This is a genomic window from Variovorax sp. P5_A3 (genome assembly GCF_056400665.1).
In genome coordinates this window covers 295398-321355 of the sequence record NZ_JBFUKW010000005.1, presented here as the reverse complement: position 1 = coordinate 321355, position 25958 = coordinate 295398, and the positions used below count along the sequence as shown (strand labels likewise).

23 protein-coding genes and 2 tRNA genes are annotated in these 25958 nt (G+C 64.7%); 17 read left to right on the top strand and 8 right to left on the bottom strand.

Annotation, left to right across the window (positions count from 1 at the left end; all coding sequences use genetic code 11):
* Nucleotides 1-169: 169 nt before the first annotated feature.
* Nucleotides 170-246, bottom strand: a tRNA-Ile gene (locus AC1D3B_RS10890).
* A 35-nt stretch (nt 247-281) separates the two neighbouring features.
* Nucleotides 282-1286 carry a heat-inducible transcriptional repressor HrcA gene (gene hrcA, locus AC1D3B_RS10885; protein ID WP_478190667.1) on the bottom strand — a complete coding sequence of 335 codons (1005 nt, stop codon included), beginning with the start codon at nt 1284-1286 and terminating at the stop codon, nt 282-284.
* Nucleotides 1287-1314: 28 nt separating this feature from the next.
* Here hrcA and AC1D3B_RS10880 point away from each other — a divergent pair, with 28 nt between their 5' ends.
* Genes AC1D3B_RS10880 through rapZ form a run of 3 tightly spaced genes read left to right on the top strand, consistent with a single transcriptional unit; the run spans nt 1315 to nt 4767 of the window.
* The gene (locus AC1D3B_RS10880; protein ID WP_478190666.1) at nt 1315-2211 is read left to right on the top strand and encodes an NAD kinase; all 897 of its coding nucleotides are present in this window, start codon (nt 1315-1317) and stop codon (nt 2209-2211) included.
* 1 nt (nt 2212) lies between these two features.
* On the top strand, nt 2213-3895 hold the full coding sequence (gene recN / locus AC1D3B_RS10875; protein WP_478190665.1) for a DNA repair protein RecN: 1683 nt from the start codon (nt 2213-2215) through the stop codon (nt 3893-3895).
* Nucleotides 3892-4767, top strand: a complete 876-nt coding sequence (rapZ, locus tag AC1D3B_RS10870) for an RNase adapter RapZ (protein WP_478190664.1) — start codon at nt 3892-3894, stop codon at nt 4765-4767. The genes recN and rapZ overlap by 4 nt, the downstream gene beginning before the upstream one ends.
* 20 nt (nt 4768-4787) lie before the next feature.
* Here rapZ and mutY read toward each other — a convergent pair whose 3' ends face one another.
* The 3 genes from mutY to mutM all read right to left on the bottom strand — a co-directional run bounded on the left by mutY (nt 4788) and on the right by mutM (nt 8775).
* Nucleotides 4788-5825, bottom strand: coding sequence for an A/G-specific adenine glycosylase (mutY, locus tag AC1D3B_RS10865; RefSeq protein ID WP_478190663.1), 1038 nt, complete (start codon nt 5823-5825; stop codon nt 4788-4790).
* A gap of 99 nt (nt 5826-5924) precedes the next feature.
* Complete coding sequence (locus AC1D3B_RS10860) at nt 5925-7886, bottom strand: dynamin family protein (RefSeq protein ID WP_478190662.1); 1962 nt, start codon at nt 7884-7886, stop codon at nt 5925-5927.
* Nucleotides 7887-7959: 73 nt separating this feature from the next.
* A complete protein-coding gene (gene mutM, locus AC1D3B_RS10855; RefSeq protein WP_478190661.1) occupies nt 7960-8775 on the bottom strand; it encodes a bifunctional DNA-formamidopyrimidine glycosylase/DNA-(apurinic or apyrimidinic site) lyase in 816 nt (271 codons plus the stop codon).
* An 82-nt stretch (nt 8776-8857) separates the two neighbouring features.
* Here mutM and AC1D3B_RS10850 point away from each other — a divergent pair, with 82 nt between their 5' ends.
* The 8 genes from AC1D3B_RS10850 (at nt 8858) to AC1D3B_RS10815 (ending at nt 15250) form a co-directional block, all read left to right on the top strand.
* Nucleotides 8858-10681, top strand: coding sequence for a tetratricopeptide repeat protein (locus tag AC1D3B_RS10850; protein WP_478190660.1), 1824 nt, complete (start codon nt 8858-8860; stop codon nt 10679-10681).
* A gap of 35 nt (nt 10682-10716) precedes the next feature.
* On the top strand, nt 10717-11178 hold the full coding sequence (locus AC1D3B_RS10845; RefSeq protein ID WP_478190677.1) for a lipoprotein insertase outer membrane protein LolB: 462 nt from the start codon (nt 10717-10719) through the stop codon (nt 11176-11178).
* A complete protein-coding gene (ispE, locus tag AC1D3B_RS10840; protein ID WP_478190659.1) occupies nt 11175-12035 on the top strand; it encodes a 4-(cytidine 5'-diphospho)-2-C-methyl-D-erythritol kinase in 861 nt (286 codons plus the stop codon). Before AC1D3B_RS10845 ends, ispE begins: the two co-directional genes overlap by 4 nt.
* A gap of 67 nt (nt 12036-12102) precedes the next feature.
* Nucleotides 12103-12179, top strand: a tRNA-Gln gene (locus AC1D3B_RS10835).
* A 77-nt stretch (nt 12180-12256) separates the two neighbouring features.
* On the top strand, nt 12257-13234 hold the full coding sequence (locus AC1D3B_RS10830) for a ribose-phosphate pyrophosphokinase (protein WP_478190658.1): 978 nt from the start codon (nt 12257-12259) through the stop codon (nt 13232-13234).
* A 96-nt stretch (nt 13235-13330) separates the two neighbouring features.
* On the top strand, nt 13331-13990 hold the full coding sequence (locus AC1D3B_RS10825; RefSeq protein ID WP_478190657.1) for a 50S ribosomal protein L25/general stress protein Ctc: 660 nt from the start codon (nt 13331-13333) through the stop codon (nt 13988-13990).
* Nucleotides 13991-14133: 143 nt separating this feature from the next.
* Nucleotides 14134-14766 (top strand): aminoacyl-tRNA hydrolase, encoded by a 633-nt coding sequence (gene pth, locus AC1D3B_RS10820; RefSeq protein ID WP_478190656.1) that lies wholly within the window; start codon nt 14134-14136, stop codon nt 14764-14766.
* Between the two features lie 31 nt (nt 14767-14797).
* Nucleotides 14798-15250 carry a hypothetical protein gene (locus AC1D3B_RS10815; RefSeq protein WP_478190655.1) on the top strand — a complete coding sequence of 151 codons (453 nt, stop codon included), beginning with the start codon at nt 14798-14800 and terminating at the stop codon, nt 15248-15250.
* On the opposite strand, the gene AC1D3B_RS10810 is transcribed toward AC1D3B_RS10815, so the two are convergent.
* A complete protein-coding gene (locus tag AC1D3B_RS10810; protein WP_478190654.1) occupies nt 15247-15558 on the bottom strand; it encodes a YfhL family 4Fe-4S dicluster ferredoxin in 312 nt (103 codons plus the stop codon). The two genes, AC1D3B_RS10815 and AC1D3B_RS10810, sit on opposite strands and share 4 nt — an antisense overlap.
* Before the next feature lie 146 nt (nt 15559-15704).
* Here AC1D3B_RS10810 and AC1D3B_RS10805 point away from each other — a divergent pair, with 146 nt between their 5' ends.
* From AC1D3B_RS10805 to AC1D3B_RS10780, 6 genes are all read left to right on the top strand, one after another.
* A complete protein-coding gene (locus AC1D3B_RS10805; protein WP_478190653.1) occupies nt 15705-16655 on the top strand; it encodes an ABC transporter permease in 951 nt (316 codons plus the stop codon).
* Entirely contained in the window at nt 16652-17530 is an 879-nt protein-coding gene (locus AC1D3B_RS10800) for an ABC transporter permease (RefSeq protein ID WP_478190652.1), read from the top strand. Before AC1D3B_RS10805 ends, AC1D3B_RS10800 begins: the two co-directional genes overlap by 4 nt.
* A 7-nt stretch (nt 17531-17537) precedes the next feature.
* Nucleotides 17538-18527, top strand: a complete 990-nt coding sequence (locus tag AC1D3B_RS10795; protein WP_478190651.1) for an ABC transporter ATP-binding protein — start codon at nt 17538-17540, stop codon at nt 18525-18527.
* A complete protein-coding gene (locus AC1D3B_RS10790) occupies nt 18524-19357 on the top strand; it encodes an ATP-binding cassette domain-containing protein (RefSeq protein ID WP_478190650.1) in 834 nt (277 codons plus the stop codon). The genes AC1D3B_RS10795 and AC1D3B_RS10790 overlap by 4 nt, the downstream gene beginning before the upstream one ends.
* A gap of 84 nt (nt 19358-19441) precedes the next feature.
* Nucleotides 19442-20932 carry an ABC transporter substrate-binding protein gene (locus AC1D3B_RS10785; protein WP_478190649.1) on the top strand — a complete coding sequence of 497 codons (1491 nt, stop codon included), beginning with the start codon at nt 19442-19444 and terminating at the stop codon, nt 20930-20932.
* Nucleotides 20929-22335, top strand: a complete 1407-nt coding sequence (locus tag AC1D3B_RS10780) for an amidase (protein ID WP_478190648.1) — start codon at nt 20929-20931, stop codon at nt 22333-22335. Before AC1D3B_RS10785 ends, AC1D3B_RS10780 begins: the two co-directional genes overlap by 4 nt.
* A 60-nt stretch (nt 22336-22395) precedes the next feature.
* On the opposite strand, the gene AC1D3B_RS10775 is transcribed toward AC1D3B_RS10780, so the two are convergent.
* A complete protein-coding gene (locus AC1D3B_RS10775) occupies nt 22396-24561 on the bottom strand; it encodes a type VI secretion system Vgr family protein (protein ID WP_478190647.1) in 2166 nt (721 codons plus the stop codon).
* A gap of 47 nt (nt 24562-24608) precedes the next feature.
* Nucleotides 24609-25949, bottom strand: coding sequence for a type VI secretion system baseplate subunit TssK (gene tssK, locus AC1D3B_RS10770; protein WP_478190646.1), 1341 nt, complete (start codon nt 25947-25949; stop codon nt 24609-24611).
* Nucleotides 25950-25958: the final 9 nt, after the last annotated feature.

Here is a 25958-nt window from a genome sequence, read left to right as displayed (position 1 = left end):
GGGTCTGGGTCTGGGTCTGGGTCTGGGTCTGGGGAATGTCGCGGCACCGGCGTGATCACCAAGAAGGCGATGGGGTTCGAGAAACCCATGGCAGCAACATGGTGCGTGGCAGTCATTCCTCCTGCCACGCTTTCGCGGCAGTGGAATCGGCCTCTCTCTGAAGCGTTCGTGGTAGGCCGTGCTGGGCTTGAACCAGCGACCAACGGATTATGAGTCCGCTGCTCTAACCAACTGAGCTAACGGCCCACGCGCCAAGGATTCTAGTGGGCCTGCGCCGCGCCCTACTTCCGATGGCTCAACGCGTTGGTGACCAGCTTCGACGTGATGTCGACGATCTGGATCATCCGTTCGTACGGCATGCGCGTCGGACCTATGACGCCGAGGGTTCCGACCACCTGTCCGTCGACCTCGTAGTTCGCGCTCACGATCGACAGGTCGTCGAAGGGCACCACCTGGCTTTCACCGCCGATGAAGATGCGCACGCCCTCCGCCTGGCTCGATACGTCGAGCAGGCGCATGAGTTGGGCCTTCTGTTCGAAGAGTTCGAACGCGCGTCGAAGGTGGCTCATATCGCTCGAAAAATCGGTCACGGCCAGCAGGTTGCGCTCGCCTGCGATCACCACTTCGTCCTGCGCCTCGGTCATCACCTCGGAACTGACCTGGACTGCCGCCTGCATCAGCGCCGCGATCTCGCTGCGCAGTTGCTCGACCTCCGACTGGAGACGATCCCGTACCTGCTCGATCGACAGGCCTGCATAGTGGGCGTTGATGTAGTTCGACGCCTCGACGAGTTGCGACTGCGAATAGTCGGCTTCGGGAAAGATGACCCGGTTCTGCACATCGCCATCGGGCGCCACGATGATCACGAGCAGGCGCCGGTCGGACAGCCGCAGGAATTCGATCTGCCGGAACACCGACGCGCGGCGCGGCGCCATCACGACACCCACGAACTGCGACAAGTTCGACAACAGGTTCGCGGCGTTGGCGATCACCTTCTGCGGTTGGTCGGGCGCAAGGCTCGGGGTGGAAAACTGTTCGCGCTGCGCGGTCAGCATGGTGTCGACGAAAAGCCGATAGCCGCGTGCGGTCGGAATGCGCCCCGCAGACGTGTGCGGGCTTGCGATGAGGCCCAGGCCCTCGAGGTCGGACATCACGTTGCGGATGGTCGCTGGCGAGAGGTCCAGCCCCGATGCACGGGACAAGGTGCGCGAGCCAACGGGTTGCCCTTCGGCGATATAGCGCTCGACGAGGGTCTTTAGCAGCAACTTGGCGCGGTCGTCCAGCATCCGGCAATTTTAATGTTGTAATTTGTAGATGACCTCCCGCTTTCGGCACGTCGCGCTCATAGGTAAATACCAGGCCTCCGGTGCCCGGGCGCAATGTGGTGCGCTGGACGACGTCATGGGAGGCATCGGCGCCTTCCTCGAAGCACAAGGCTGCAAGGTATTCGTCGAACAGTCTCAGTCTGACGATGTCGAGGTGGGCCCCTATCCTGCCCTGACGGTCGAGGAAATCGGTGAGGAGTGCGATCTCGCGCTCGTCGTCGGGGGCGACGGCACCATGCTCGGCATCAGTCGGCAGCTCGCGCCGTATGGTGTTCCGCTGATCGGCATCAACCGGGGCCGCCTGGGCTTCATCACCGACATATCGCTGGACAACTACCAGGCGACGCTGATCCCCATGCTGGCCGGAGAGTACGAGGAAGACCACCGCAGCCTGATGCACGCCCAGGTGATGCGCGATGGCGCCTGCGTCTTCGACGCGCTGGCCCTCAACGACGTGGTGGTCAATCGGGGCGCGACTTCCGGCATGGTGGAGCTGCGCGTCACGGTTGGCCGCCATTTCGTGGCCAACCAGCGCGCGGACGGCATGATCATCGCTTCCGCCACCGGTTCGACGGCCTATGCACTCTCGGCCGGCGGGCCGTTGTTGCACCCTGCGGTGCCTGGCTGGGTAATGGTGCCAATCGCACCCCACACCCTCTCCAACCGCCCGATCCTCCTGCCGGACGAAGACGAAGTCTCGATCGAACTCGTGGGCGGACGCGACGCCAGCGCCAGCTTCGACATGCAATCCCTGGCTTCCCTGGCGATCGGCGACCGGGTCGTGGTGCGTCGGTCGGAATACCGCGCCCGCTTCCTGCATCCCAAGGGCTGGAGCTATTTCGACACCCTGCGCAAGAAACTGCATTGGAACGAAGGAGGTTCCTGACATGGCATTGCGCCGCATCGCCTTGCGCGATTTCGTGATCGTGCGCTCCCTGGAGCTCGATCTTTCCACGGGCTTCACCGTCCTGACCGGCGAAACGGGGGCGGGCAAATCCATCCTGATCGACGCGCTGCAGTTGGCGCTCGGCAACCGCGCGGACGCCGGCGCGGTGCGCGAAGGCGCGGAGCGCCTGGACGTGAGCGCCGAGTTCGACGCCGATCCTTCGCTCACCGGCTGGCTTGACGACGGCGGCTTCGAGGCGGGCGATGCCCTGCTCCTGCGCCGTACCGTCGACCTCCAGGGGCGCAGTCGCGGCTGGATCAACGGCAGTCCGGCAACCGCAACGCAGTTGCGAGAAGTCGGCGACCGCCTGCTGGATATTCACGGCCAGCACGCCTGGCAGAGCCTCACGCGGCCCGATGCCGTGCGTGGGCTCCTCGACGCCTATGCGGGCGTCAGCACGACCTCGCTCGACATCAGCTGGCAGGCTTGGCGGCAAGCAATCTCCGCCCTGGAGAACGCACGCTCCGCGCAGGACTCGCTGCAGCGCGAGCGGGAGCGCCTTCAATGGCAGGTCGCCGAAGTGATGAAGCTGGCGCCCGGGGCAGACGAGTGGGACGAACTGTCCGCGAGCCACACGCGCATCTCCAACGCCCAGGCGCTCATCGACGCGGCCGAAGGCGCATCCAGCGCACTCGAGGACGACGACAGCGGTGCGCTGGCCGCGCTGAGTCGTGCGGTCACGCTGCTGCAGAACTGCGAACACATCGAACCCGAATTCAAGGCGCTCGGCGAGGTGCTGGCGTCGAGCGTGGCGCAAGCCTCCGATGCCGCGCATTCGCTGCACAGCTACCTGCGCCAGGCCGACACCGATCCGGAAAAGCTCGCCGAACTCGACGAGCGCATGGGGCTCTGGATGTCCCTTGCCCGCCGGTACCGACGCCCTCCTGCCGAACTGCCCACCCTGCTCTCGGGCTGGCAGGCCGAGCTCCAGGCGCTCGACGCCCAGAGCGATCTGGATGCGCTGGAGCGTGCCGAAAATTCGACGCGGCAGGCCTACCTCAAGGAAGCGAAGGCCCTGAGCAAGGCACGCAAGCAGGCCGCGCCACGGCTCGCCCTTGCTGTAACGCAGGCCATGCAGGAACTCGGGATGAAAGGCGGCCGGTTCGAAGTCGAACTCCAGCCCTTGGCGCAGCCCTGTCGTTCCGGTCTCGAAGACATCGCCTTCCTGGTCAGCGGCCATGCGGGAAGCACGCCGCGCTCGATCGGCAAGGTCGCGTCCGGCGGTGAGCTCTCGCGCATCGCATTGGCCATCGCGGTCACGACCAGTGAGCTCGGTGCAGCGCAGACGCTGATCTTCGACGAGGTCGATGCAGGCGTCGGCGGCGCAGTGGCCGAGACCGTGGGACGCCTCATGAAGCAGCTCGGCCGCGACCGGCAAGTGCTGGCGGTCACGCACCTGCCGCAGGTTGCCGCCTGCGCGGATCACCATCTCGTGGTCGCCAAGCGGCAGACGAGCGTCAAGGGCCAGGAGGGGCCTCGAACGGAAAGCGGTGTGTCGGTGCTCGACGGCGAAGCGCGGGCCCAGGAAATCGCACGCATGCTGGGCGGCGAACGCGTGTCCGCGACATCGCTGGCGCACGCGCGCGAAATGCTCGGCACGAAGACACCGGAGACCTCCTCATGAGTCTGGAGCTGGTGCTGATCACCGGCATGTCGGGCTCCGGCAAATCCGTGGCGCTTCATGCGCTCGAAGATGCCGGCTATTACTGCGTCGACAATCTGCCGCCTGAACTTCTTGCACCCTTCGTCGCCCTGCAACAGCAGCAGAACGCCAAGCGCGTTGCCATTGCGATGGATGTGCGAAGCGGCGTCTCCCTGCCGCTGGTGCCGCAACAACTCGAGGGCCTGCGGCATGAAGGCGTTTCATTGCGGTCGCTCTTTCTCGACTCCACGACCGATGCCCTGGTACGCCGATTTTCGGAGACGCGGCGTCGCCATCCCTTGTCGCGCCACGAAGGCCGCACCGATGCGCCCGAACAGCAACGCGTGCTCGTCCAGGCCATCGAGCTCGAGCGCGAACTGCTTGCGGATCTGCGCGATGGCGCGGATGTCATCGACACCAGCATCATTCGTCCGTCGCAGTTGCAGAGCTACGTGAAGGCCCTGATCTCGGCGCCGGAAAGCGCTCTCACGCTGGTCTTCGAATCCTTCGCGTTCAAGCGCGGCGTGCCGCTGGACGCGGACTATGTGTTCGACGTGCGGATGCTGCCCAACCCGCACTATGTTCCGGCGTTGCGTCCGTTGACCGGCCGCGACGTTCCCGTGATCGAGTGGCTGCGAGAACACGATGACGTCGCCCGCATGTACGGCGACATCGAACAGTTTCTCGGACGCTGGCTCGACGCGCTCGCACGGGATCATCGCAGCTACGTGACCGTGGCGATCGGTTGTACCGGAGGCCAGCATCGCTCGGTCTTCCTGGTGGAGCAATTGGCGCGCGGCTTCGGGGCGCAGTGGGCGGCTCTCAAGCGCCATCGGGAACTCGACGGGGCGTGACGCGCCGCGTAACCGGAGTTTCAGCCGCCGTTGGCCAGCAACTTGCGGACGGGCGCGGGCAGGCCCAGCGCAGGCCATTCCTCGGCGCTGTACCAGCGTCCGGCTTCGCCGGCAGGGCGCTCGGCTCGAGAGACAACCGACACCGGATGCAGATGGAGATCCTTGTGCGTCAGCACGTGGAGAAAGGCAGATTCGTCGCGCGCGGTCTCGCGATCTTCGGTCGCCAGTGCCTCGATCAAAGCTGCCCGTGTCTCGAACACGGGTAGGCAGTAGAGACCCGCCCAAATGCCGCGGGATGGGCGCTTTTCCAGCCAAACGTGGCCTTTGGTATCGCTCGCCAGCAGCATCCATAGGGAATGGGCGCTGCGGCGCAGCTTGCGCGTCTTGACGGGGTACTTTTCGGGCGGGCCCTCTTGCCGCGCGACGCACACGTCGTTCACCGGGCAGATGATGCAGCTGGGCTTCCGCGGCAGGCAGACGGTCGCGCCCAAGTCCATCAGCCCTTGCGTGTAGCGCGCGATCGCCTTGCGCTGCGTCGCGGGCGGCAACAGTTCAGTCGCCCCGTTCCACAAGATTCGCTCCTGCGCGGCAGAAGAGAGATCGCCGTCGAAGCCGAGCACGCGCGTCAGCACCCGCTTTACGTTGCCGTCGAGAATCGCGACGCGCTCACCGAAGCAGAATGCTGCAACCGCAGCGGCGGTGGAGCGGCCGATGCCAGGCAAGGTCTGGAGTTCAGCCGCCGTACGCGGAAACGCACCGCCAAAGCGCGCCGCGATTTCCTGCGCGCATCGGTGCATGTTTCGCGCACGGCTGTAGTAGCCCAGGCCGCTCCAGAGTGCGAAGACCTCGTCCTCGGTACCTGCAGCAAGGTCCAGCACGGTGGGGAAGCGCTCGAGAAATCGCGCGAAATAGCCCAGCACGGTCGAGACCTGGGTCTGCTGGAGCATGACTTCCGACAGCCAGACCCGATAGGGGTCCTGCGTGTTCTGCCACGGTAGCTCGCTGCGTCCGTGGCTGCGCTGCCATCCGACAACCCGCTCGGCGAATACCGGCGCCAATGCCTGAGCGGCCCCGAGTCCCTCGCGGTTTGAAATCTGAGCGCTCAAGATCAGAAGGGATGGGCGGTCGCAGGCAGTGACCCGAACCGGGCAAGCGGCTCAGGCCGCACTGAGTTCGCTGCGCGCAGTGGGGGCATTCGGTGCTTCGTTGCCGGCGAGCACGGAGGTGAGTTCGTCCAGGCGCCTGTGCAGTTCGGCAAGATTTCCTTCCTGCGCGGAGAGTTCCGCCAGGCGTTCGTCGAGGTTGCCCGCGGCGCCCTGAATGCGCTCGACGGCCTCGATACGCTTCGTGAAGGTCCTGCGCCGTTCCTTGAGCTGCGCATCGAGCTGGGCACCCGCACCCTTGCTCCAGCGCTCGACCTCGGTCATGGCCGCCTCGTTGACCACACGTAGCCGGCTCGCCAGCGCGCGCACCAGCTTGTCGCAGAAATCGGGCTGCGCCAACTTGAGCAGATTGCCGACCCCGAGGTAGTGGACGTGGCTGCGCTCGATCTGCGTCAGTTGCTGTTCGAAGTCCGACAGATCGGGCTCGGCCGGCGCCTGCAAGGTGAAGCCGTGCTCCGCATTGAGTTGCCGGAACGTCGCATGCAGCATCGACTGGATCTCGGCGGTGGTCGCCTGGACCTCGCGCAGATTGTTGCGCAGCGAGTCGAAGGTTTCGCCGTACACCTTGCGCACGTTGAACTTGATGCCGCGGCGCTTCAGGGCTGCGGCAAGGCGCCCCATGTCCGCCTTGAGCGCCGTGCTGCCCAGCACCGCGTACACCTCGCGCAACAGCTTGCCCTGCACCGACCGCAAGGCGAGGATGCGGGTGTTGCTGCCTTCGAACTCGGTCTGCTCCTGCTCGATGCGCGATCGCATGTGGCGGATCACGGACCCATTCTTGCCACGCAGGCCTTGCAGTTCCAGCGCCTGCTCGGACAGGTCGCGCTGCCGCACGTTGAGAATGCGTGCCGCCTCGGTCCGCAGCGATGCGATGCCGGCATCCACGGCCAGGCGAAGCATCGTCTCGCGCTTGCCCAGGAGGCCCTCGCCGAGAACGGCTTCCAGCGCCGGAAGGCGGCTCGCCTGCAGGAGGGGAACGTCGCGACGGATCTTGGCCTGCAAGCCTTTCTGCGCCGAGACCGGCAATACCTGCGACAGCGGCACGCCGAGCAGGTCCGCTGCGCCCTTGCGCTGGCGCTGGATCTGCGCGTCGACCTGCGCGGGCGTGCTGAGGATGTCCCACATCGTGTCGATCTTGTTCAGGACGACGATGCGGGTTTCGCTGACGTCACCCTCGGTAATCAGGTGCTCACGCCAAATGGAAAGGTCGGACCGCGTCACGCCGGTGTCCGCCCCGAGGATGAACACCACGGCGTGGGCCTGGGGGATCAGGCTCACTGTGAGTTCAGGCTCGGCACCGATCGCGTTGAGGCCGGGCGTGTCGAGAATCACCAGGCCCTGCTCGAGCAGAGGGTGCGGCATGTTCAAGACCGCGTGGCGCCAGCGAGGAATCTCGACGCGCCCGTCGGAATCGGGCACCGGGTTGTCGTCCGGTGCATCGTCGCTCCAAAAACCCAGCGCCCGGGCATCGTCTTTGGGCACCCACCGCACTTCGGCGACCTTGCTCATCGCCAGTGACAGCTGCTCGGCGTTCTCCACGTCGATTTCGATTTCGGTCCAGCGCTCCGGTTCGTCGCGCCAATGTGCGAGCGAATGGGGTTCCAGCCGCGTTTCGATCGGGAGCAGGCGCAGGCTGGGGGGATAGGCGGGGTCGTAGCCCAGTTCCGTCGGACACATCGTCGTGCGCCCTGCGCTTGCCGGCATGATGCGGCGCCCATAGCCGGCAAAGAAGATCGCGTTGATCAGTTCGGACTTGCCGCGCGAGAACTCCGCGACGAAGGCCACCATGACCTTGCTGGTACGCAGTTGCGACTCCACGTCCCGCAAGCGCTCGGCGACGCTCTGGTTCAGTAGCTCGTTCTCATCCAGCCAGCGCGAAAGCCACTTGAGCCGATGCGCAAAGTTGCGCCGCCAAGCACCATGCTGGTCGAACTGCTGGTTGAAAGAGGCGGTCAATGGGCTAGATGTAAGAGCGACTTACAAAATATAGCATCGGCATGGCTTTGCGTCGTCATTCGCCTGATGGGTTTCAGTACTTTTGGCAATTAGGGCAGAAATACGTGGATCGTTGCCCCTGGCGCATCTGCCGAATGGGTGTTGCGCACACTCTACAGGGCTCGCCTCCGCGACCGTAGACCGCAGCCTCCAACTGGAAATAGCCGCTTTGCCCGTCGACATTCGAGAAATCGCGCAGGGTGCTTCCTCCGCGTTCGACGGCCCGCGCCAGGATATCGCGCACGGCCGCGTGTAGACGCGCCGCGCGCGGCCGGCTGATGCGGGAAGCGGACAGCGTCGGCCGAATTCCCGCGAGAAACAGCGCTTCCGAGGCGTAGATGTTGCCGACGCCAACCACCACGTCGCCGGCAAGCAGGACCTGCTTGATCGGGGCAGAGCGCCGCCGCAGGCCGGCGTGGAAGGTGTCGAGATCGAACGCATCCCCGAGGGGTTCCATGCCCAGGCCGCCAAGCAGCTTGATGGCCAGCGGCGATGCCTCGTCCTCGACGTAGACCACTGCGCCGAAGCGGCGGGGATCATTCAGGCGCAGCGTGCCACGGCTGGTAACCAGGTCGAAGTGGTCGTGCGCAGCCGGCGCAGGCAGTGCTGCATCGAAGCGCAGGCTGCCCGACATGCCCAGGTGCATCAGCAACAAGCCGGCATCGAGGTCCACCAGGAGGTATTTGCCGCGACGCCGAACCGTCCGGACCGTTCGCCCCACGAGCGCGCCTGGCTCGACGGCGAGCGCCCACCGCAGCGGCTTGCCCAATCGAACCGCGTCGATGCGGGCACCGGCAATCCGGTCGGCAAATCCGCGGCGAGTGACTTCGACTTCGGGGAGTTCGGGCATGAGAGAAGGCTGACACGAAAAACACGTCGGCGTCGTAGCCCCACGCGACCATCGTGCAAAAGGCTTGGATTATTATGGTCTGATGACCTTTCCGCTCCGCCGATCCCGCCTTGCGGCGGCCGCGTTCGTGGCTCTGACGGGGCTTGCCGCCCAGGCGCAGACTGAACCGCCCGCTCCCGCAGCCCCCACGAGTCCTGCACCCCTGGTTGAACCTGGCGGGCCAGTAGTATCGCCGGCTGCGTCTGCAGACGCAGACAAATCCCCGGCGGAGCCCTCCGCGATGACGGCCGAGCTCTTCTATGAGGTTCTCATGGGTGAGCTCACGGTGCGCGAGGGCGACCCCGGCGCCGGTTACGGAATCGTTCTGGACGCCGCCCGGCGCTCGCGCGACGGCAGACTGTTCCAGCGAGCCGTCGAGATAGCGCTCCAGTCGCGCTCCGGCGACGCGGCGCTGGCGGCTGCCCGCGCTTGGAAAGAGAGCGTGCCCGGCTCGCGAGAGGCGCGGCGCTTCGAGCTGCAGATCCTGATCGCGATGAACCGCATCGGCGAAACCGCCGAACTCCTCCGCGCCGAAGTGGCGGCGACGCCGCAGGTCGAGCGACCTTTCTTGATGGCCGTGATCGCGCGCAACTACGGCAGGGCGACCGACAAGAAGCTCGCGGCTTCGGTCGTCGAGCAGGCGCTGGCCGATGAACTCAAGAGTCCCGCAACCGGGGGGGCCGCTTGGGGCACCGTGGGTCGGCTTCGGCTCGCGGCGGGCGATACCGCGGGGGCGCTCGACGCCGCCATCAAGGGCCAGGAGCTGGACCCATCGTCCGATGGCCCGGCGTTGCTGGCGCTTGAATTGATGGATCCCAGCCAACCCCAGGCGGAGGTCATCGTCAAACGCTACCTGGCGGGACCGAAGGTACAGCCGGAGATGCGCATGGCCTATGCGCGGGTGCTGGTGGAAGGGCGTCGCTACGCGGATGCGTCCGCCGAACTCGCTGCACTCACGGCGGCCCGCCCCGAACTGCCCGAACCCTGGCTGTTGCTCGGAAGCCTTCAGGTGCAGGCCCGGCAGGACGCGGCTGCCGAAGCATCGCTCAGGCGGTACATGTCGCTGGCCAGTTCGCAGCGCGATCCGGATGCGCAGGAGCGCGGGTTGACGCAGGCTTATCTGCTGATGTCCCAGTTGTCGGAACGGCGCAAGGACTACGCCGGCGCAGACAGCTGGTTGGCACGCATCGACAACACCGATGACTTGGTCGGCGCGCAAGTGCGCCGGGCGGCTCTCCTTGCCCGCCAAGGCAAGCTGCCGCAGGCGCGTGAACTCGTCCGCAGCCTGCCCGAGCGGACGGCGGACGAGAAGAAGCAGAAGTTCCTGGCCGAAGTCCAGCTTCTGCGCGACGCGAAGCAGTATCAGGCGGCCTTCGACATGCTGGCGCAGGCCAGTGCGGCTGCTCCCACCGATACGGACCTGATCTACGACCAGGCCATGGTCGCGGAGAAGCTCAATCGGCTGGACGAAATGGAGCGCCTGTTGCGCCGCCTGATCGAGCTCAAGCCCGACAACCAGAACGCCTACAACGCACTCGGCTACTCGTTCGCCGATCGCAAGGTGCGGCTGGAAGAGGCGCGCACCTTGATCCAGAAGGCGGTGCAACTGGCGCCGGACGACCCGTTCATCGCGGACAGCCTGGGATGGGTCGAATATCGGCTCGGCAACACAGGCGAGGCCATGCGCATCCTGGAAGACGCGTACAAGCGCCGGCCCGATCCCGAGATCGGCGCGCATCTGGGCGAGGTCTTGTGGGCCACGGGTCAACGCGATCGCGCGTTGACCATCTGGAAGGAAGCGTCCCTGGCCGATGCAGACAATGAGACGCTGCAGGAAACGCTCAAGCGCCTGCGCGTGAAACTTTGAATCGACGATTGTGGCTGGCGGCCGGCTGTGCCGGCGTGTTGCTGGTTGCAGGTTGTGCGAGTCCAGGCGGTTCGGCAAAACCGTACGACAGACCCGTCGTCGAAGCGTGGAGCGGGCGTCTTTCGTTGAGGGTCGACAGCCAACCTGCGCAAACCTTTTCAGCGCTGTTCGAGCTCCGCGGTGCACCGCAGGCAGGCGACCTCACGCTGACGAGTCCTATCGGCAGCACGCTCGCCCAACTTCACTGGGCGCCGGGGGAAGCATTGCTGAGGAACGGCAGGGAGACGCGGCGTTTCGATTCCGTCGATGCGCTGATCGAGGCCGCGACGGGCGCCGCCATACCCGTCGGCGCATTGTTTGCGTGGCTGGCCGGTCGGGACGAGCGCGTACCGGGATGGCGCCCGGATCTCTCCCAGGTCGGCACCGGACGGCTGCAAGCGACCCGCGAGTCGCCCGAACCTCGTGCCGACCTTCGCATCGTGTTCGAACGCGCATGAAAGCGCTCTACGATCTTCCGGCCCCGGCCAAGCTCAACCTGTTCCTGCACATTACGGGCCGGCGTGCGGACGGGTACCACCTGCTCCAGTCGGTGTTCATGTTGATCGACTGGTGCGACACGCTGCACATCGAACGACGGGACGACGGAATCATCACCCGCGAAGACCTCACGACAGAATTGCCAGCCGACGACCTGACCGTACGCGCCGCCAAGACGCTGCAAGCCTTCGCGCAGACGAGTCAGGGCGCCCACATCGGGCTTGCCAAGCACGTACCGACACAGGCGGGGATGGGTGGCGGCTCCTCTGACGCGGCGACGTGCCTGCTGGCGTTGAATCGGCTCTGGGCTTTGAATCTGCCACTTTCGAAACTCGAGGAGATCGGGCTCCGGGTTGGCGCGGATGTCCCATTCTTTCTGCGAGGACGGAACGCCTGGGTCGAGGGAATCGGCGATCAAATCACCCCGATCGCGCTGCGCGCAGGCCGCTTCGCCGTCGTGAAGCCACCGGCCGGATTGGATACCCGACTGATTTTTGCAGCGCCGGACCTCCAACGCACAACTCCCGCTGCTATAATCTCGGGCTTTGCTGCACACAGCGAAGCGGGAGTTTCAGATTTCCGCTTTGACTTCGGTCATAACGACCTGCAGCCGGTTGCGCAGCGGCTTTGTCCCGCGGTTGCTGAAGCCATCGAATGGCTCGGTTGCCAAGGACTAGAGGGCCGCATGACCGGTTCAGGAAGCTCGGTGTTTGCGACAATGCCGCATGAAGCGGAACTAGCCGAAGCGCCTCAGGGCTGGCAAGTTCGCAAGTGCAGCAACTTGGCCGTTCATCCCCTTGCGGGCTGGGCGGTCTAGATAATCAGAACGCTCTGCGGTCTGATGCGACATATATCGGTTGATGACGTTGGTCATCGACCCGTGTAGGGGAGTCGCCAAGCTGGTTAAGGCACTGGATTTTGATTCCAGCATGCAAAGGTTCGAATCCTTTCTCCCCTGCCAAATCTTCTTTCACGAGATTTTTGGCGGCTCCTTCAAGAGCCATTTCGCATTGCCGGATGCACTTTGCCGGGACGCTCATGCAGGCTGCTCATCACCCTGATTTCATGGTTTTCACCGGCAACGCCAATCCTGGCCTTGCCGCGGAAATTTCGCAGCACCTGGGCACTTCGCTCGGTGCGGCCCGGGTCGGTCGTTTCTCGGACGGCGAAGTCACCGTCGAGATCAACCAGAACGTTCGAGCACGCGATGTGTTTGTCGTGCAATCCACCTGCGCGCCAACCAACGAGAACCTGATGGAACTGCTCATCATGGTCGACGCGCTCAAGCGTGCTTCGGCCGAGCGCATCAGTGCGGTGATTCCCTATTTCGGCTATGCGCGCCAGGATCGCCGGCCTCGCTCGAGCCGTGTGCCGATCTCCGCCAAGGTCGTGGCCAACCTTCTCGAAACCGTGGGTGTGGCCCGCGTCTTGACGATGGACCTGCACGCCGACCAGATCCAGGGCTTCTTCGACATTCCGGTGGACAACATCTATGCATCGCCGGTGCTGCTGGGCGATCTGCGCCAGAAGAACTACGAAGACCTGATCGTGGTCTCGCCCGACGTCGGTGGCGTGGTTCGCGCCCGAGCGCTGGCGAAACAACTTAACTGCGACCTCGCGATCATCGACAAGCGCCGTCCGCGAGCCAACGTGAGCGAGGTCATGCACGTCATCGGCGAGATCGACGGCCGCAACTGCGTGATCATGGACGACATGATCGACACGGCCGGCACGCTGGTCAAAGCAGCCGAAGTGCTGAAGGAACGCGGCGCCAAGAAGGTGTACGCCTATTGCACGCACCCGATCTTCTCAGGCCCCGCCATCGAGCGGATTGCCCAGGGCACGGCGCTTGACGAAGTCGTCGTGACCAACACGATCCCCCTCTCCGATGGCGCGACGGGCTGCGGAAAGATCCGCCAACTCTCCGTAGCACCGCTGATCGCCGAGACGATCCAGCGCATTGCCAAGGGCGAGTCAGTCATGAGTTTGTTCTCGGACCAGGAAAACCTCTTCTGAGGATGACCTGACGAGCAAAAAGCCGGGCTTCCTTCGGGAGGCCCATTTTGAAACCGGAGTCGCACTGGTCGCGGTCGACTTCCACAGGAGTCAGTTATGAAATTCGTCGCTTTTGAGCGCGCAAAGCAGGGCACGGGTGCGAGCCGCCGTCTCCGCATCTCGGGCAAGACGCCTGGCATCGTCTACGGTGGTGAAACCCAGCCTCAATTGATCGAGATCGATCACAACGCGCTGTGGCACGCCCTCAAGAAGGAAGCCTTCCACTCGTCCATCCTCGAAATGGAACTCGCCGGCAACACCACCAAGGTGCTGCTCCGTGACGTGCAATACCATCCCTTCCGCCAGCTCGTGCAGCACATTGACTTTCAACGCGTCGACGCCCGCACCCGCATGACGGTCAAGGTGCCGCTGCACTTCAAGGGTGAAGAAGAGTCCGTGGCCGTCAAGCTCGACCACAACCTCGTGAACCACGTCATGACCGAACTCGAAATCAGCTGCCTGCCGGCCGACCTCCCCGAGTTCATCGAAGTCGACCTTTCCGGCCTGACGAAAAACGCCACCGTCCACGTCAACGACATCAAGCTGCCGAAGGGCGTGAAGTTCGTGAGCCATGGCAAGGTCAACCCCGTGGTCGTGTCGGCAGTGCCCCCGCTGGTCGCGGACGAGCCCGCAGCCGGTGCCGAAGGCGCTCCCGCCGAAGGTGCTGCCCCCGCAGCCGCCAAGGCTGATGCCAAGGCCCCCGCGAAGAAGAAGTAATCAGCTTCGCCCGCCCAGAACGGCCCGCACCACGCGGGCCGTTTTGTTTTTGGGGGCCGCCGCGCCCGGCAGGGGGTTGGCGTACCGACACGAAGTACGGACAGCCTGGGGGCGAGCAACTCCTCCAGCAATATCATTCAGTCATGATCAAGTTGTTCGTAGGCTTGGGCAATCCAGGCCCGGAGTACGAAGCCACGCGGCACAACGCAGGCTTCTGGTGGATCGACGCGCTCGCGCGCGATCTGAAGCTCACCCTATTGCCTGAGCGCTCCTATCACGGTCTCGTGGCGCGCACGCAGGTCGGCGGGAAGCCGCTGTGGCTGCTCGAGCCGCAAACCTTCATGAACCTCTCAGGCAAGTCGGTCGCGGCGTTGGCGCGGTTCTTCAAGATTGAGCCGAACGAGATCCTGGTGGCCCACGATGAACTCGATGTGGTTCCCGGCCAGGCCAAGCTGAAGCTCGGCGGGAGCCATGCCGGCCACAACGGTTTGCGCGACATCCACGCCCAACTTGGCACAGCCGACTATTGGCGCCTGCGAATGGGCATCGGCCACCCCGGCGTGAAATCGGAGGTCGTCAACTGGGTGCTGAAGAAGCCGCTCAAGGAACAACGCGAGGCGATCGACGATGCGATCGTCCGCACGCTGCATGCTTTCCCGGCGCTGGTGGCCGGCGAGATGGACAAGGCGACGCTGCTCATTCACACGAGCAAGCCGCCGCGCCCCAAACCCCCGAGGCGCGAGCCCGAGGGCGGGGGCGGACCCGCCGCGGGCTAGCGGAAGAGAGAGAAGAAAGGGAGCGAAAAAAATGAAACTGTCACACCAACGAATCGCCAGACGGAGCGCCGTTTTTCTGGCAGGGGCGTGCCTTCAATGGTCCGCCATTGCAGCGGACGGCGTCAATGGAACCTGGCGTTGCGGCAACACGTATACCGACCAACCGTGCCAGGGCGGCAAGCCGCTGAGTGTCGAAGACACGCGAGATACCGATCAGAAGCGCGCTGCCGACCAGACCACGCGCGATGCCCAGGCTGCGGCCGACCGCATGGAACGAGACCGCCTGCGCCTGGAATCCACCAGTGCACGCAGGCAGGCTTCATTGATCGACAACCAGGCAAAACCGGCCGCAGCGAAGCCATCGCGCCAAGGCAAAAGCGGCGCGCAGAAGTCCAAGAAGGGCAAGGACCCCGTCTACGTGAGCGGGCAAGCCCCGACATCACCGCCGACGAAGAAGGCCTCCAAGTCCGCGAAGAAGAGCTAGGAAGCGGATGCCGCGGCAGGCGGCGGCATGCTGCCTGCCGCGCTGCCCTGTTCAGCCTGTTTCGCGGCTGCGAGCCGCTCGAACTTCTGCCAGAGCGTCTCGCGCGATTCCACATGCTCAGGGTTGGTCGGGATACAGGCGACCGGGCACACCTGAACGCACTGCGGCTCGTCGAAGTGACCAACGCATTCGGTGCACTTGTGCGGATCGATCTCGTAGATCTCCACGCCCATGTAGATCGCGTCGTTCGGGCACTCCGGCTCGCACACATCGCAGTTGATGCATTCGTCGGTGATCATGAGGGCCATGCACGCATTATCGATCGGCCGCCGGCGGCCCGCCCCAAGGCGGTCGAAGGCCCCACGGAGGCCGTGAGAACGGCAAGCGCCAAACGTGGGGCAGACGTGCACGGGCATGGTCGTTGCGTCAATCGGGTTATGCTGCGCCCCGCCCCATGAGCCTGTTTCTTTTCAAGCGCCTCGTGACGCTGATCGCCACCCTGATCGGCGCCTCCGTCATTGTCTTTCTCGTGCTCGAGATCCTGCCCGGCAACGCCGCGCAGATGCTCATGGGCCCTGACGCGTCGCCCGACGCCGTCGCCGCCCTCGCCGCCAAGCTCGGACTCGACCAGCCGGCATGGACCCGCTACTGGCACTGGATCGGCGGCCTCCTGACGGGCGAACTCGGCGACAGCTATGCCTACAGCTCGCCGGTGCTCGATCTCATCCTCGAACGGCTCGCGCTGACCGTTCCGCTGGCGCTCCTCGCGATGACTTTCACGACCGTGCTGGCGCTGGTGGTCGGCGTGACTGCCGCGGCTCGACACAACAAGCTCGGCGACGTCGGCCTGATGGGCCTGACGCAGGTGGGCATTGCCATCCCCAACTTCTGGTTCGCGATCCTCCTCATCCTCGTGTTCTCCGTGCAACTGCAATGGTTCTCGGCCGGCGGCTTCGAGGGGTGGGACGAAGGCATCCTCCAGGGTCTGAAGGCTCTGCTGCTGCCAGCGATATCACTCGCGGTGGTACAGGCGGCGATCCTCGCGCGCATCACGCGCTCCGCGGTGCTCGAGGTGATGCGCGAGGACTTCGTCCGCACCGCGCGCGCAAAGGGCGTGTCGCAGCGCGCGGTGCTCTGGCGCCATGTACTGCGCAATGCGCTGATTCCGGTCATCACGGTGATGGGCATGCAGTTCTCCGAACTGCTGGCCGGCACCATCGTGGTCGAGAACGTGTTCTACCTGCCTGGCCTCGGCCGGCTGATCTTCCAGGCCATCAGCAACCGCGACCTGATCGTGGTGCGCAACTGCGTGATGCTGCTGGCGGCCATGGTCGTCGTCGTCAATTTCGTCGTCGACGTGCTCTATGCCGTAATCGACCCCCGGATAAAAGCATCTGATATATGAGCGCGATCCCCTCTGTGCCGAGCGCAGCTGCCTTCAATGTGCCGGGCTTCTGGCGGCGTGCGCTGCATCACCGCAGCTTCGCGATCGGCGCGGCTCTCACGTTGCTGCTGCTGCTGGCTGCGGCGGTCTCGCTGGTCTGGACGCCCTGGTCGCCCTACGAGATGGACCTGGCCAGCAAGCTGCAGCGGCCCAGCGCTGCACATTGGCTGGGCACGGACACCTTCGGGCGCGATGTGGCATCGCTGTTGCTGGTCGGCGCGCGCGCATCCATTCTGGTCGGGGTGATCGCTGTGGGCATCGGTCTCACGGCCGGAACTGCGCTCGGCCTGCTTGCAGCGGCCAGGCGGGGATGGGTCGAGGAAGCGATCATGCGCTTCACCGACTTCTCGATGGCGTTCCCGGCGATCCTGTCGGCCATCATGATGACGGCCGTGTTCGGCGCGGGCATCGTCAACGCCATCATCGCCATCGGCATCTACAACATCCCGACCTTCGCGCGCATCACGCGCGCATCGGCCAATGCGATCTGGTCGCGCGAATACATCGCGGCCGCGCGCGCCTGCGGCAAGGGGTCGTTCGCCATCACGATGCAGCATGTGCTGCCGAACATCTCGGCGGTGCTGATCGTTCAGATCACCATTCGCTTTGCTGTTGCGATCCTTGCGGAAGCCGCCCTCTCCTACCTCGGCCTCGGCACACAACCGCCGCAGCCCTCGTGGGGCCGCATGCTGAGCGAAGCGCAGACCATGATGTTCCAGGCGCCCCTGCTCGCCGTGTTCCCTGGCATGGCGATCGCCCTGGCGGTGCTCGGTCTCAACCTTCTCGGTGACGGCCTTCGCGACCTGCTCGACCCGCGCCTCGCCCGCGCTCGCTGAATCCGACATGCCTCTTCTCGAAGTCAACGATCTCCACGTGCAGTTGCAGACGCAACGCGGTCCGGCCGAGGCGGTGCGCGGCATCGACTTCACGCTGGAGCGCGGCGAAACGCTCGGCATCGTCGGCGAGTCCGGCTGCGGCAAGTCGATCACGGTCCAGTCGCTGATGGGGCTGCTGCCTTCCAGCGCCCGTATCACCGGCAGCATCCGCTTCGACGGCACCGAATTGGTCGGCCTGCCGGAACACGACATGTGCGAGTTGCGCGGCAACCGCATCGGCATGATCTTCCAGGAGCCGATGACGGCGCTGAATCCGGTCCACACCATCGCGCGGCAGGTCGGCGAGCCGCTTCGGCTGCACCGCGGCCTGTCGAAAGCCGATGCCCGCAAGGAAGCGCTCGCGCTCCTCGAACGCGTGGGCATCCCCGACGCCGCATCGCGTCTCGATGCCTATCCGCATCAGTTCTCGGGCGGGCAGCGCCAGCGCATCGGCATCGCGATGGCGCTAGCCTGCGGGCCCGATCTGCTGATCGCGGACGAACCGACGACCGCCCTCGACGTCACGATCCAGAAGCAGATCCTCGAACTCATCCGCGGGCTGGTCGCCGAACGCGGCATGGCGCTGATCCTGATTTCGCACGACCTCGGCGTGATCGCGCAGAGCGTATCGAAGATGCTCGTGATGTACGGCGGCAGCGTGGTCGAAAGCGGGCCGACGGCCGCAGTCTTCGCCGAACGTGCCCATCCGTACACGCAAGGCCTGTTCGCGGCTCGCCCCGCCCTCGGCGCACCGCGTGGCGTGAAGCTCGCGACGATCAGGGGCAGCGTGCCCGAACTGGTCGACTTGCCTGCCGGCTGCCCGTTCGCGGGACGCTGCGGCTACACGGTCGACGCCTGCCTCTCGACGCGCCCGCCGCCGGTCCTGCTGCCGCACGAACATCGGGTGCGCTGCATCCGTCTCGACGAGATTGCCGCTGACGAAGGACTTGCCGCATGACCGACCACTTCGATCTCGATCCCCAATCCGCCGCGCTGCTCGAAGTCACCGACCTCGTGCGCCACTACACCCTCCCGCGCGAGCGCCTCTTCGGACCGCCGCCGACGGTGAACGCGCTCAACGGCGTGAGCTTCAGCATCCGGCCTGGTCAGAGCCTGGGCATCGTGGGCGAATCGGGCTCGGGCAAGTCGACGATCGCGCGACTTGTGATGGCGCTCGATCGGCCGACCTCGGGCAGCGTGAAGCTGCTCGGCCGCGATCTCCACGCACTGCCCAAGGACCAGCTCCGCGCGGCACGACGTGATGTGCAGATGGTGTTCCAGGACCCCTACGGCTCGCTCGACCCGCGCCAGACCGTGGCACGCATCGTCGCCGAGCCGCTCGAAGCGCTCGCCGAAACCAGCCGTGTCGAACAGCGCGAGCGCGCTGGCGAATCATTGGCCGCCGTGGGACTGCGCGCGAGCGACCGCCACAAGTACCCGCACGAGTTCTCCGGCGGGCAGCGGCAACGCATCGCGATCGCGCGCGCGCTGATCACGCGTCCGAAGCTCATCGTGGCCGACGAGCCGGTGAGCGCGCTCGACGTCTCGGTGCAGGCCCAGGTGCTCAACCTGATGCAGGACTTGCAGCAGCAGTTCGGCATCAGCTACCTGCTCATCAGCCATGACCTCGCGGTGGTGAACCATCTGTGCGACGAAGTCTGCGTGCTGCATCGTGGCCTGGTGGTCGAACACGGTGCGCCGCAGCAGCTCTTCGCGCATGCGGAGCACCCCTACACCCAGGCGCTGCTGGCGGCCGTTCCACGCGCCGAACCGGTGGCCGCGTCATGAGCAAATGCTTGCCGCGCAGGCGGCAGCTCGCGATGATGTAACGTTGTATTTCCACTCCCTCAGCTTTTCCCTGGAGCCTTGACCATGTTGAATCGCCGCACCCTCCTGACCACCGCCGCACTCGCCACCGTGCCGCTCGCGCTGCCGCAGGCCGCACTCGCGCAGGGGCGCAAGGATTCGATGGTGCTGGGGATGACGCTGGAACCCCCGGGGCTGGACCCGACCGCCGGCGCCGCATCCGCCATTGCCGAGATCGTCCAGTACAACATCCTGGAGACCCTCACCAAGATCAACGCAGACGGCAGCGTCTCGCCACTCCTGGCCGAAAGCTGGGAAGTCTCGCCCGACCTGCGCACCTACACCTTCAAGCTGCGGCGCGGCGTCAAGTTCCAGAACGGCGAGCCCTTCAACGCACAGACCGTCAAGTTCTCGTTCGACCGCGCCGGCGGCGAGAAGAGCACCAACAAGGACAAGCGCACCTTCGCCAACATCAGCACCCAGGTGGTCGACGACTACACGGTGGTGCTGATCAACAAGGAAATCGACCCCGACCTGCCCTTCCTGCTGGGCCAGGCCACCGCCGTCATCGTCGAGCCCAAGAGCGCCGACAACAACGCCACCAAGCCCATCGGCACGGGGCCCTACAAGCTCGACAGCTGGAACAAGGGCAGCTCGCTGGTGCTGAGCAAGTGGGACGGCTTCCGCAGCCCGGGCGCGGCGAAGCTGAACAAGGTCACTTTCCGATTCATTTCCGATCCGGCCGCGCAGGCCGCCTCGCTGCTGGCCGGCGACGTCGATGCCTTCCCGCGCGTCGCGACGCGCGTGGTGCCGCAGTTCAAGAACAACCCGCAGTTCCAGGTGATCCTGGGCGGCTCGCGCGCCAAGACCATCCTGGCCATCAACAACAAGCGGAAGCCGCTGGACGATCCCCGCGTCCGGAAGGCGATTTCCATGGCCATCGACCGCAAGGCCGTGATCGAGGGCGCGGCCGACGGTTTCGGCGTGCCGATCGGCAGCCACTACGTGCCGGGCGCCGCGGGCTACGTCGACACCACCGGCGTCAACCCGTTCAACATCGAGAAGGCCAAGCAGCTGCTGGCCGAGGCCGGCGTCAAGACGCCGCTCGAACTCACGATGACGCTGCCTCCGCCGCCCTACGCCCGCCAGGGCGGCGAGGTGATCGCGGCCCAACTGGCCAAGATCGGCATCAACGTGAAGATCCAGAACGTCGAATGGGCGCAGTGGCTCAGCGGCACCTATGGCAACAAGGAGTACGACCTCAGCATCGTCTCGCACGTCGAGCCCTTCGACCTCGGCAACTACGCCAAGTCGGACTACTACTGGGGCTACCAGTCAAAGGAATTCAACGCGCTGTACGACAAGATCAAGTCGACGGGCAATGCCGCCGAGCGCAACAAGCTCCTCGGCGAAGCACAAAAGGTGCTGGCCAATGACGCGGCCAACGCATTTCTGTTCCAGCCTCAGTTCCCGGTCATTGCGAAGAAGAACGTCAAGGGCCTCTGGAAAGAGATGCCGATTTTCGTCAACGACCTGTCCGCGCTGTCGTGGTCGTGAGCAACGCGCTGCACGACCTGTCCGCGCGGGAGCTGATCACCGCGTATCGCGCAGGGAGCGTTTCGCCGGTCGAAGTCACGCAGTCCGTGCTCGACCACATCGAGCGCTGGGAGCCCCATCTGCAGGCCACCTGGCTGCTACGCCCCGACGCCGCGCTCGAGCAGGCCCGCGCGTCCGAAGCGCGGTGGCGGCGCAGCGAGCCCCTCGGCCCGCTGGATGGGGTGCCCACGACCATCAAGGAAAACATCGCGACCCGAGGCGATCCGATGCCGGCCGGCACCGCCGCCGTCGAGCTGCGGCCCGCCGCGGTCGATGCCCCGCCGGCGGCACGGCTGAAGGAGGCCGGCGCGGTCATCGTCAGCAAGACGACGATGCCCGACTACGGGATGTTGTCTTCGGGGCTGTCGAGCTTCCACCGACTGGCGCGCAACCCCTGGGACTTGTCGAAGACCCCCGGTGGCTCCAGCGCCGGCGCCGGAGCCGCGGCAGCCGCAGGCTACGGCCCGCTGCACATCGGCACCGACATCGGCGGCTCGCTGCGCCTGCCGGCCGGCTGGTGTGGCATCTTCACCCTCAAGCCGAGCCTGGGCCGCATTCCCATCGATCCACCCTACATGGGGCGCGCCGCGGGCCCGATGACGCGCACCGTGGGTGATGCGGCGCTGATGATGCAGACGCTCGCGCAGCCCGATGCCCGCGACAGCATGAGCCTGCCCGCGCAGGACATCGCGTGGTCGTCATTCGATGTGGGCGCCGATCACTTGCGCGGCCTTCGTATCGGTCTGCTGGTGGACGCCGGCTGTGGTCTCGCGGTCGATCCGGAGATCCAGGCGGCCGTCGAGCAGGCAGCGCGCCTCTTCGAAAGCGCCGGCGCGATCGTCGAGCCCATGCAGCCGTTCATGTCGCAAGCGATGCTCGACGGCATGGACCATCTGTGGCGCATGCGTTCACTGGTCGACATGAATGCGTTGAAGCCTGGGCAGCGGGCCAGGGTCCTGCCCTATATCCGCCAATGGGCGGAAAGCGCGGAAGGCTTCAGCGGCGAGCATGTGTTCCGCGCCTTCAGCCAGTTCCACGCAACACGCGTCGCGACGGTGGCGGCCTGTGCGAAGTACGACTACGTGATCTCGCCCACTTCTCCCAACCTGCCGGCCGGCGCGGAAATGCCTTCGCCGACGAACGACCCGTTGCGGCCGCTGGAGCACATCGGCTTCACGGTGCCGTACAACATGTCGGAGCAGCCGGCGGCGTCGATCAACTGCGGTTACGGCAAGGACGGCCTGCCGATCGGCCTGCAGATCGCCGGGCAGCGCTTCGACGACCTGGGCGTGCTGCAGGTCTCGCGGGCGTTCGAGCTGATCCGCCAACCTCAACGGCCCTGGCCGCAGCCGCCGCGAGCCTGAAGCAATTCGTCGCCCGTCAACCCCGCGGCCGACGACAGAGCCAATCGATGGCCGGGCGGTTCACCTCGGTGGATTGACATCGAACTGCCCGGTGTTGACTTCCGTCAGATTCCGGCCGTTGATGCGGATTGTGTCGGCGTTGATCTCGATCAAGCCGGGGCTCACGACGATACTGGTGCGACCGGATATAAGGCGGATTGTGTTGCTGCTGCACGACCAATTCCCTAAGACAGTTATCGTCTGGTTTTTGTACACCGTCGTGCTGGCGTTGCCGGTGATCGTAAACGCAGCGTCTTGGCCGACATCCATGGCATAGCTTTGGCCGACATCCATGGCATAGCTTTGGCCGACATTCACGGCATAATTTTGGCCGAAGGTACCGGAGGCTGCGCCCCGGACTGTGATGGATTCCGTGCCCTGAACAGTCCTGGACCGGTCTTGGTCGACGGTCTCGCTGCTGTTACGTTTGACGCGTCTGGTCTGGTCGCCGTCAACGGTCACGCTCCGGTTTTTGCGCACCTCCTTGGTTTCGTCGTGATCAACGATCACGCTCCGGTTCTGACCCACTTTCGTGATTTGGTCCTTGTCAACGGTCACGTTCCGGTTGTTGCGCACATTCTTGATTTCGTCCCGTTTGATTTCTTTCCTATCGTCGCGATCAATGGTCGTGCGCCGATCATTGCCCACCCACCTGTCTTGGTCGTTTACGATTTCGTTCCGTTCGTCTTTCTTGGCATACGTCCATAGTTCCTCCTGGCCCTTCTGGTCCTCGAAGCGCATCGCGTTGGAGGGTGAACCGTCGGGCGTGCTGCAACTGAGGAGGCCCGACTGGGTCATGTTGTCGGGCAACGACCAGGGTGGCATGTTCATCTTGTTGAAGACGCGACCGGTGATCATCGGCAGGTGAGGCAGGCCGTTCTCGAAATCGACGACGACTTCCTGGCCGATGCGCGGAATGGAAACGCCACCGAAGCCGTTGCCCGCCGAGGGGCTGGAGACGCGAACCCAGCAGGACGAATTCTCGTCCTTGGAGCAATAGCGATTCCAGTGAAAGCTGACTTTCACCTGGCCGTATTCATTGGTCCAGATCTCTTTTCCCGGCGGCCCGGTAACGACGGCGGTTTGTGGGCCAGCGGTGCGCGGGACGGGATGGCGCTGCGGGCTGCGATAGGTGTCGTTGGCCGGCTGCACCTGGAACTCGGTGTGGCATTCGTAGCGGTCGTCGCCTTCAGCTGCATGCGACGACTCATGCAGCAGCAAGCTGGCGCCGATGATGAGCCAGTCGCGGTTGCTCGTTTCCTGCGGATGGTTGTGGAGGCTGAAGGTGAAGCCCGGCACCATGGCGCGCAGGTTGCCCTCGCCGGAGGCTCGCTTGCCTAGCGAGCCGGCCTCTTGCATGCGGATGCGTGCGAGACGTTCCCCTTCGGCCGGATCTGCATAGCCGCCCGGCCATTGATACATCTCCTGCTTGTTGTTGCCCGTGTCGCGGGGCATCCTGCTGATCTGCCGCAGCGTCGCGTTGGGCTGGGTGAAGTCGAAGTCGTCGATGACCCACTGGCCCGGCGCCAAAGTGTCTGCCACGTCGAAGCGATAGCAGTATTCCTCGTCGAGCTTGGCGCCTTCACCGTAGAAGTTGACGACCTGATAAGCAACCCAATGGAAAGGCGTGTGGGCACCGGCGTCGTCCACCAGCACGAGCCTGTGAACACCTCCGTCGTGCGCAAAGAAATAGTAGATGCCCCACTCTTCCATCAACCGGCTGATGAAGGCGAAATCGGTCTCGCCGTACTGCACCTGGAAGACACGGTTCGGATAGGTATGACTGACGCGGACTTCAGTGGGGAAGCTGTAGTCGGCCAGCACTTCCTGAATGATTTCCAACGGTGTCTTGTTCTGGAATATCTTGAAGTCGCTGGTCCGGGTGGCCAGCGTCAGCCAGGGTTCGATGACGACTTCGTAGATGGAGCGGCGGTTCTCCGCGCGCACGAAACGCGCACGCGTGACCAGGCCATTGATCTCGCGAATGCCGCCGTCGTCGATCTCGATGCTCACCGAGAACTCCTTGCCCACCAGGACCTTGACGGGAAGATTGGCGGTGACGACTTCCGTGAGAAGCGAATTGTCGGGGGTCTGAAGTTCGATGTTGTAGCTGAACAGGTTGCCAAGACTTTCCTGACCCTGAAGCCGTTTGAACTCCAAGGCCGGCACGCCCAACAACGTGGGCATGGCCGGGCTGCGGACTGCGACTGTACGTGTCACTGTAGATATCTCTTTCATCGCACTCCCCAAAGCTCCAGCCGCAAGCCGGGTAGCTCGCCGGCGATGTGCAGTCCGATGCCGCCGTGCTGCGCCATGTGTTCCCAGAGCGGTCCGCGCGACTCGACCAGAAAATACACAAAGCCGGCGTTGAAAGGAATCTGCCGAGGTGGTACCGGCAAAGAAGTGAGCGCAATGCCCGGCAGGTGCAGACGCACTTGTTCGGGCAGGCGGTCGGAGGGGCCGAACTTGGCCTGCGCGGGAAACTGCCGGGCCAACTGATCGACGGGCAGTTGCGCGGAGACCGCCAGCACCAGGCTCGTGAATTCACTCAGGGCTGCCGGGTCGACACTCGCGACGCTCAGGCCGTGGGCCCGCGCTTCCAAGGGAATGCTCTGCGCGCTGCGGATCAGGATTTCGTTGAGCAGGGCCTGCACCTGACTGACCAGTTCGCGAAAACTCAAGTAAGGGTCCAGATGTTGATAGTCTGGACATGGTGCAGGGCGCCGGGTTCGGGTGCGCACATAGGTGGCCAGTTCGGCAGCAAAGGCACTGAGCAATTGGTAGGCATGCTGAGGCGACGTTTCCCGCACCGTGAGCAAGTGCTGGAGCAATGCCTCGTGACGGTTGACGATTTGCAGCAGCAGGTAGTCGCTGACTTCTGCCGCTTCGGCGGCCTTGCCGTCGCTACCCACCAGGCGCACCGCCAGGGCGTCGGCACGCAGCTTGGTGGTGCCGTGCAATTGAGTCAGCCATTGAGTCAGCAGAGGGCTGGCACCGTAGACATTGACCGGAGGTATCAGCTTCTCGTCCAGAGTGGCGCAGCCATCCGATCGCAGGCTGGTCATCTTGCCAACTGGCAGGCCAATCCAGCCATCGGCGAGCTCGTTCGCGTGGACCAGCCGCAGGCGCAGGCGTGAGAGTTGCACGGGCTTGGGACCTTGGCCGACAGAGTTGGAGTCGCGCAGTTCCAGATCGAAGACGCTGAAACGCGCGAGCGATTCCGGCGCGTCCTCGAACGTGGTTTCCTCACTGTTGGCCGCGCGGATCGGAACGGCCAGGTAGATGACCTGGTCCTGGTGTTCCGGTCGCAGAGTGAGCGGCGCAGGCGGAGGGTTCTGGCCAGGAAACTCGAATGGTGTGCCATCGGGGAAGACGCCCGCGGCGCTGGTCAGAACCAGCTTGCCAAGGGCGAGCGAGTCGTGGTCGATTTGAACCTGGCTGAAGCCCCAGAAGAAGGGCGATAGCGGCGTGCTGCGCCGATGCGAAAAGCTTTCCAGATAGCGCTCCGTCTGTTGAAACAGTTGCGGGCGCAAGAACAAGCCCTCGCTCCAGGTGATCTTGTTGGTCCAGGTCATGAGGTGTTG

What these genes read in the sequence shown, in the direction of transcription:
- hrcA (WP_478190667.1), bottom strand. Translation starts at nt 1,286, where the DNA reads ATGCTGGACGACCGCGCCAAGTTGCTGCTAAAGACCCTCGTCGAGCGC.
- AC1D3B_RS10880 (WP_478190666.1), top strand. Translation starts at nt 1,315, where the DNA reads ATGACCTCCCGCTTTCGGCACGTCGCGCTCATAGGTAAATACCAGGCC.
- recN (WP_478190665.1), top strand. Translation starts at nt 2,213, where the DNA reads ATGGCATTGCGCCGCATCGCCTTGCGCGATTTCGTGATCGTGCGCTCC.
- rapZ (WP_478190664.1), top strand. Translation starts at nt 3,892, where the DNA reads ATGAGTCTGGAGCTGGTGCTGATCACCGGCATGTCGGGCTCCGGCAAA.
- mutM (WP_478190661.1), bottom strand. Translation starts at nt 8,775, where the DNA reads ATGCCCGAACTCCCCGAAGTCGAAGTCACTCGCCGCGGATTTGCCGAC.
- AC1D3B_RS10850 (WP_478190660.1), top strand. Translation starts at nt 8,858, where the DNA reads ATGACCTTTCCGCTCCGCCGATCCCGCCTTGCGGCGGCCGCGTTCGTG.
- ispE (WP_478190659.1), top strand. Translation starts at nt 11,175, where the DNA reads ATGAAAGCGCTCTACGATCTTCCGGCCCCGGCCAAGCTCAACCTGTTC.
- AC1D3B_RS10830 (WP_478190658.1), top strand. Translation starts at nt 12,257, where the DNA reads ATGCAGGCTGCTCATCACCCTGATTTCATGGTTTTCACCGGCAACGCC.
- AC1D3B_RS10825 (WP_478190657.1), top strand. Translation starts at nt 13,331, where the DNA reads ATGAAATTCGTCGCTTTTGAGCGCGCAAAGCAGGGCACGGGTGCGAGC.
- pth (WP_478190656.1), top strand. Translation starts at nt 14,134, where the DNA reads ATGATCAAGTTGTTCGTAGGCTTGGGCAATCCAGGCCCGGAGTACGAA.
- AC1D3B_RS10815 (WP_478190655.1), top strand. Translation starts at nt 14,798, where the DNA reads ATGAAACTGTCACACCAACGAATCGCCAGACGGAGCGCCGTTTTTCTG.
- AC1D3B_RS10810 (WP_478190654.1), bottom strand. Translation starts at nt 15,558, where the DNA reads ATGGCCCTCATGATCACCGACGAATGCATCAACTGCGATGTGTGCGAG.
- AC1D3B_RS10805 (WP_478190653.1), top strand. Translation starts at nt 15,705, where the DNA reads ATGAGCCTGTTTCTTTTCAAGCGCCTCGTGACGCTGATCGCCACCCTG.
- AC1D3B_RS10800 (WP_478190652.1), top strand. Translation starts at nt 16,652, where the DNA reads ATGAGCGCGATCCCCTCTGTGCCGAGCGCAGCTGCCTTCAATGTGCCG.
- AC1D3B_RS10795 (WP_478190651.1), top strand. Translation starts at nt 17,538, where the DNA reads ATGCCTCTTCTCGAAGTCAACGATCTCCACGTGCAGTTGCAGACGCAA.
- AC1D3B_RS10790 (WP_478190650.1), top strand. Translation starts at nt 18,524, where the DNA reads ATGACCGACCACTTCGATCTCGATCCCCAATCCGCCGCGCTGCTCGAA.
- AC1D3B_RS10785 (WP_478190649.1), top strand. Translation starts at nt 19,442, where the DNA reads ATGTTGAATCGCCGCACCCTCCTGACCACCGCCGCACTCGCCACCGTG.
- AC1D3B_RS10775 (WP_478190647.1), bottom strand. Translation starts at nt 24,561, where the DNA reads ATGCCCACGTTGTTGGGCGTGCCGGCCTTGGAGTTCAAACGGCTTCAG.
- tssK (WP_478190646.1), bottom strand. Translation starts at nt 25,949, where the DNA reads ATGACCTGGACCAACAAGATCACCTGGAGCGAGGGCTTGTTCTTGCGC.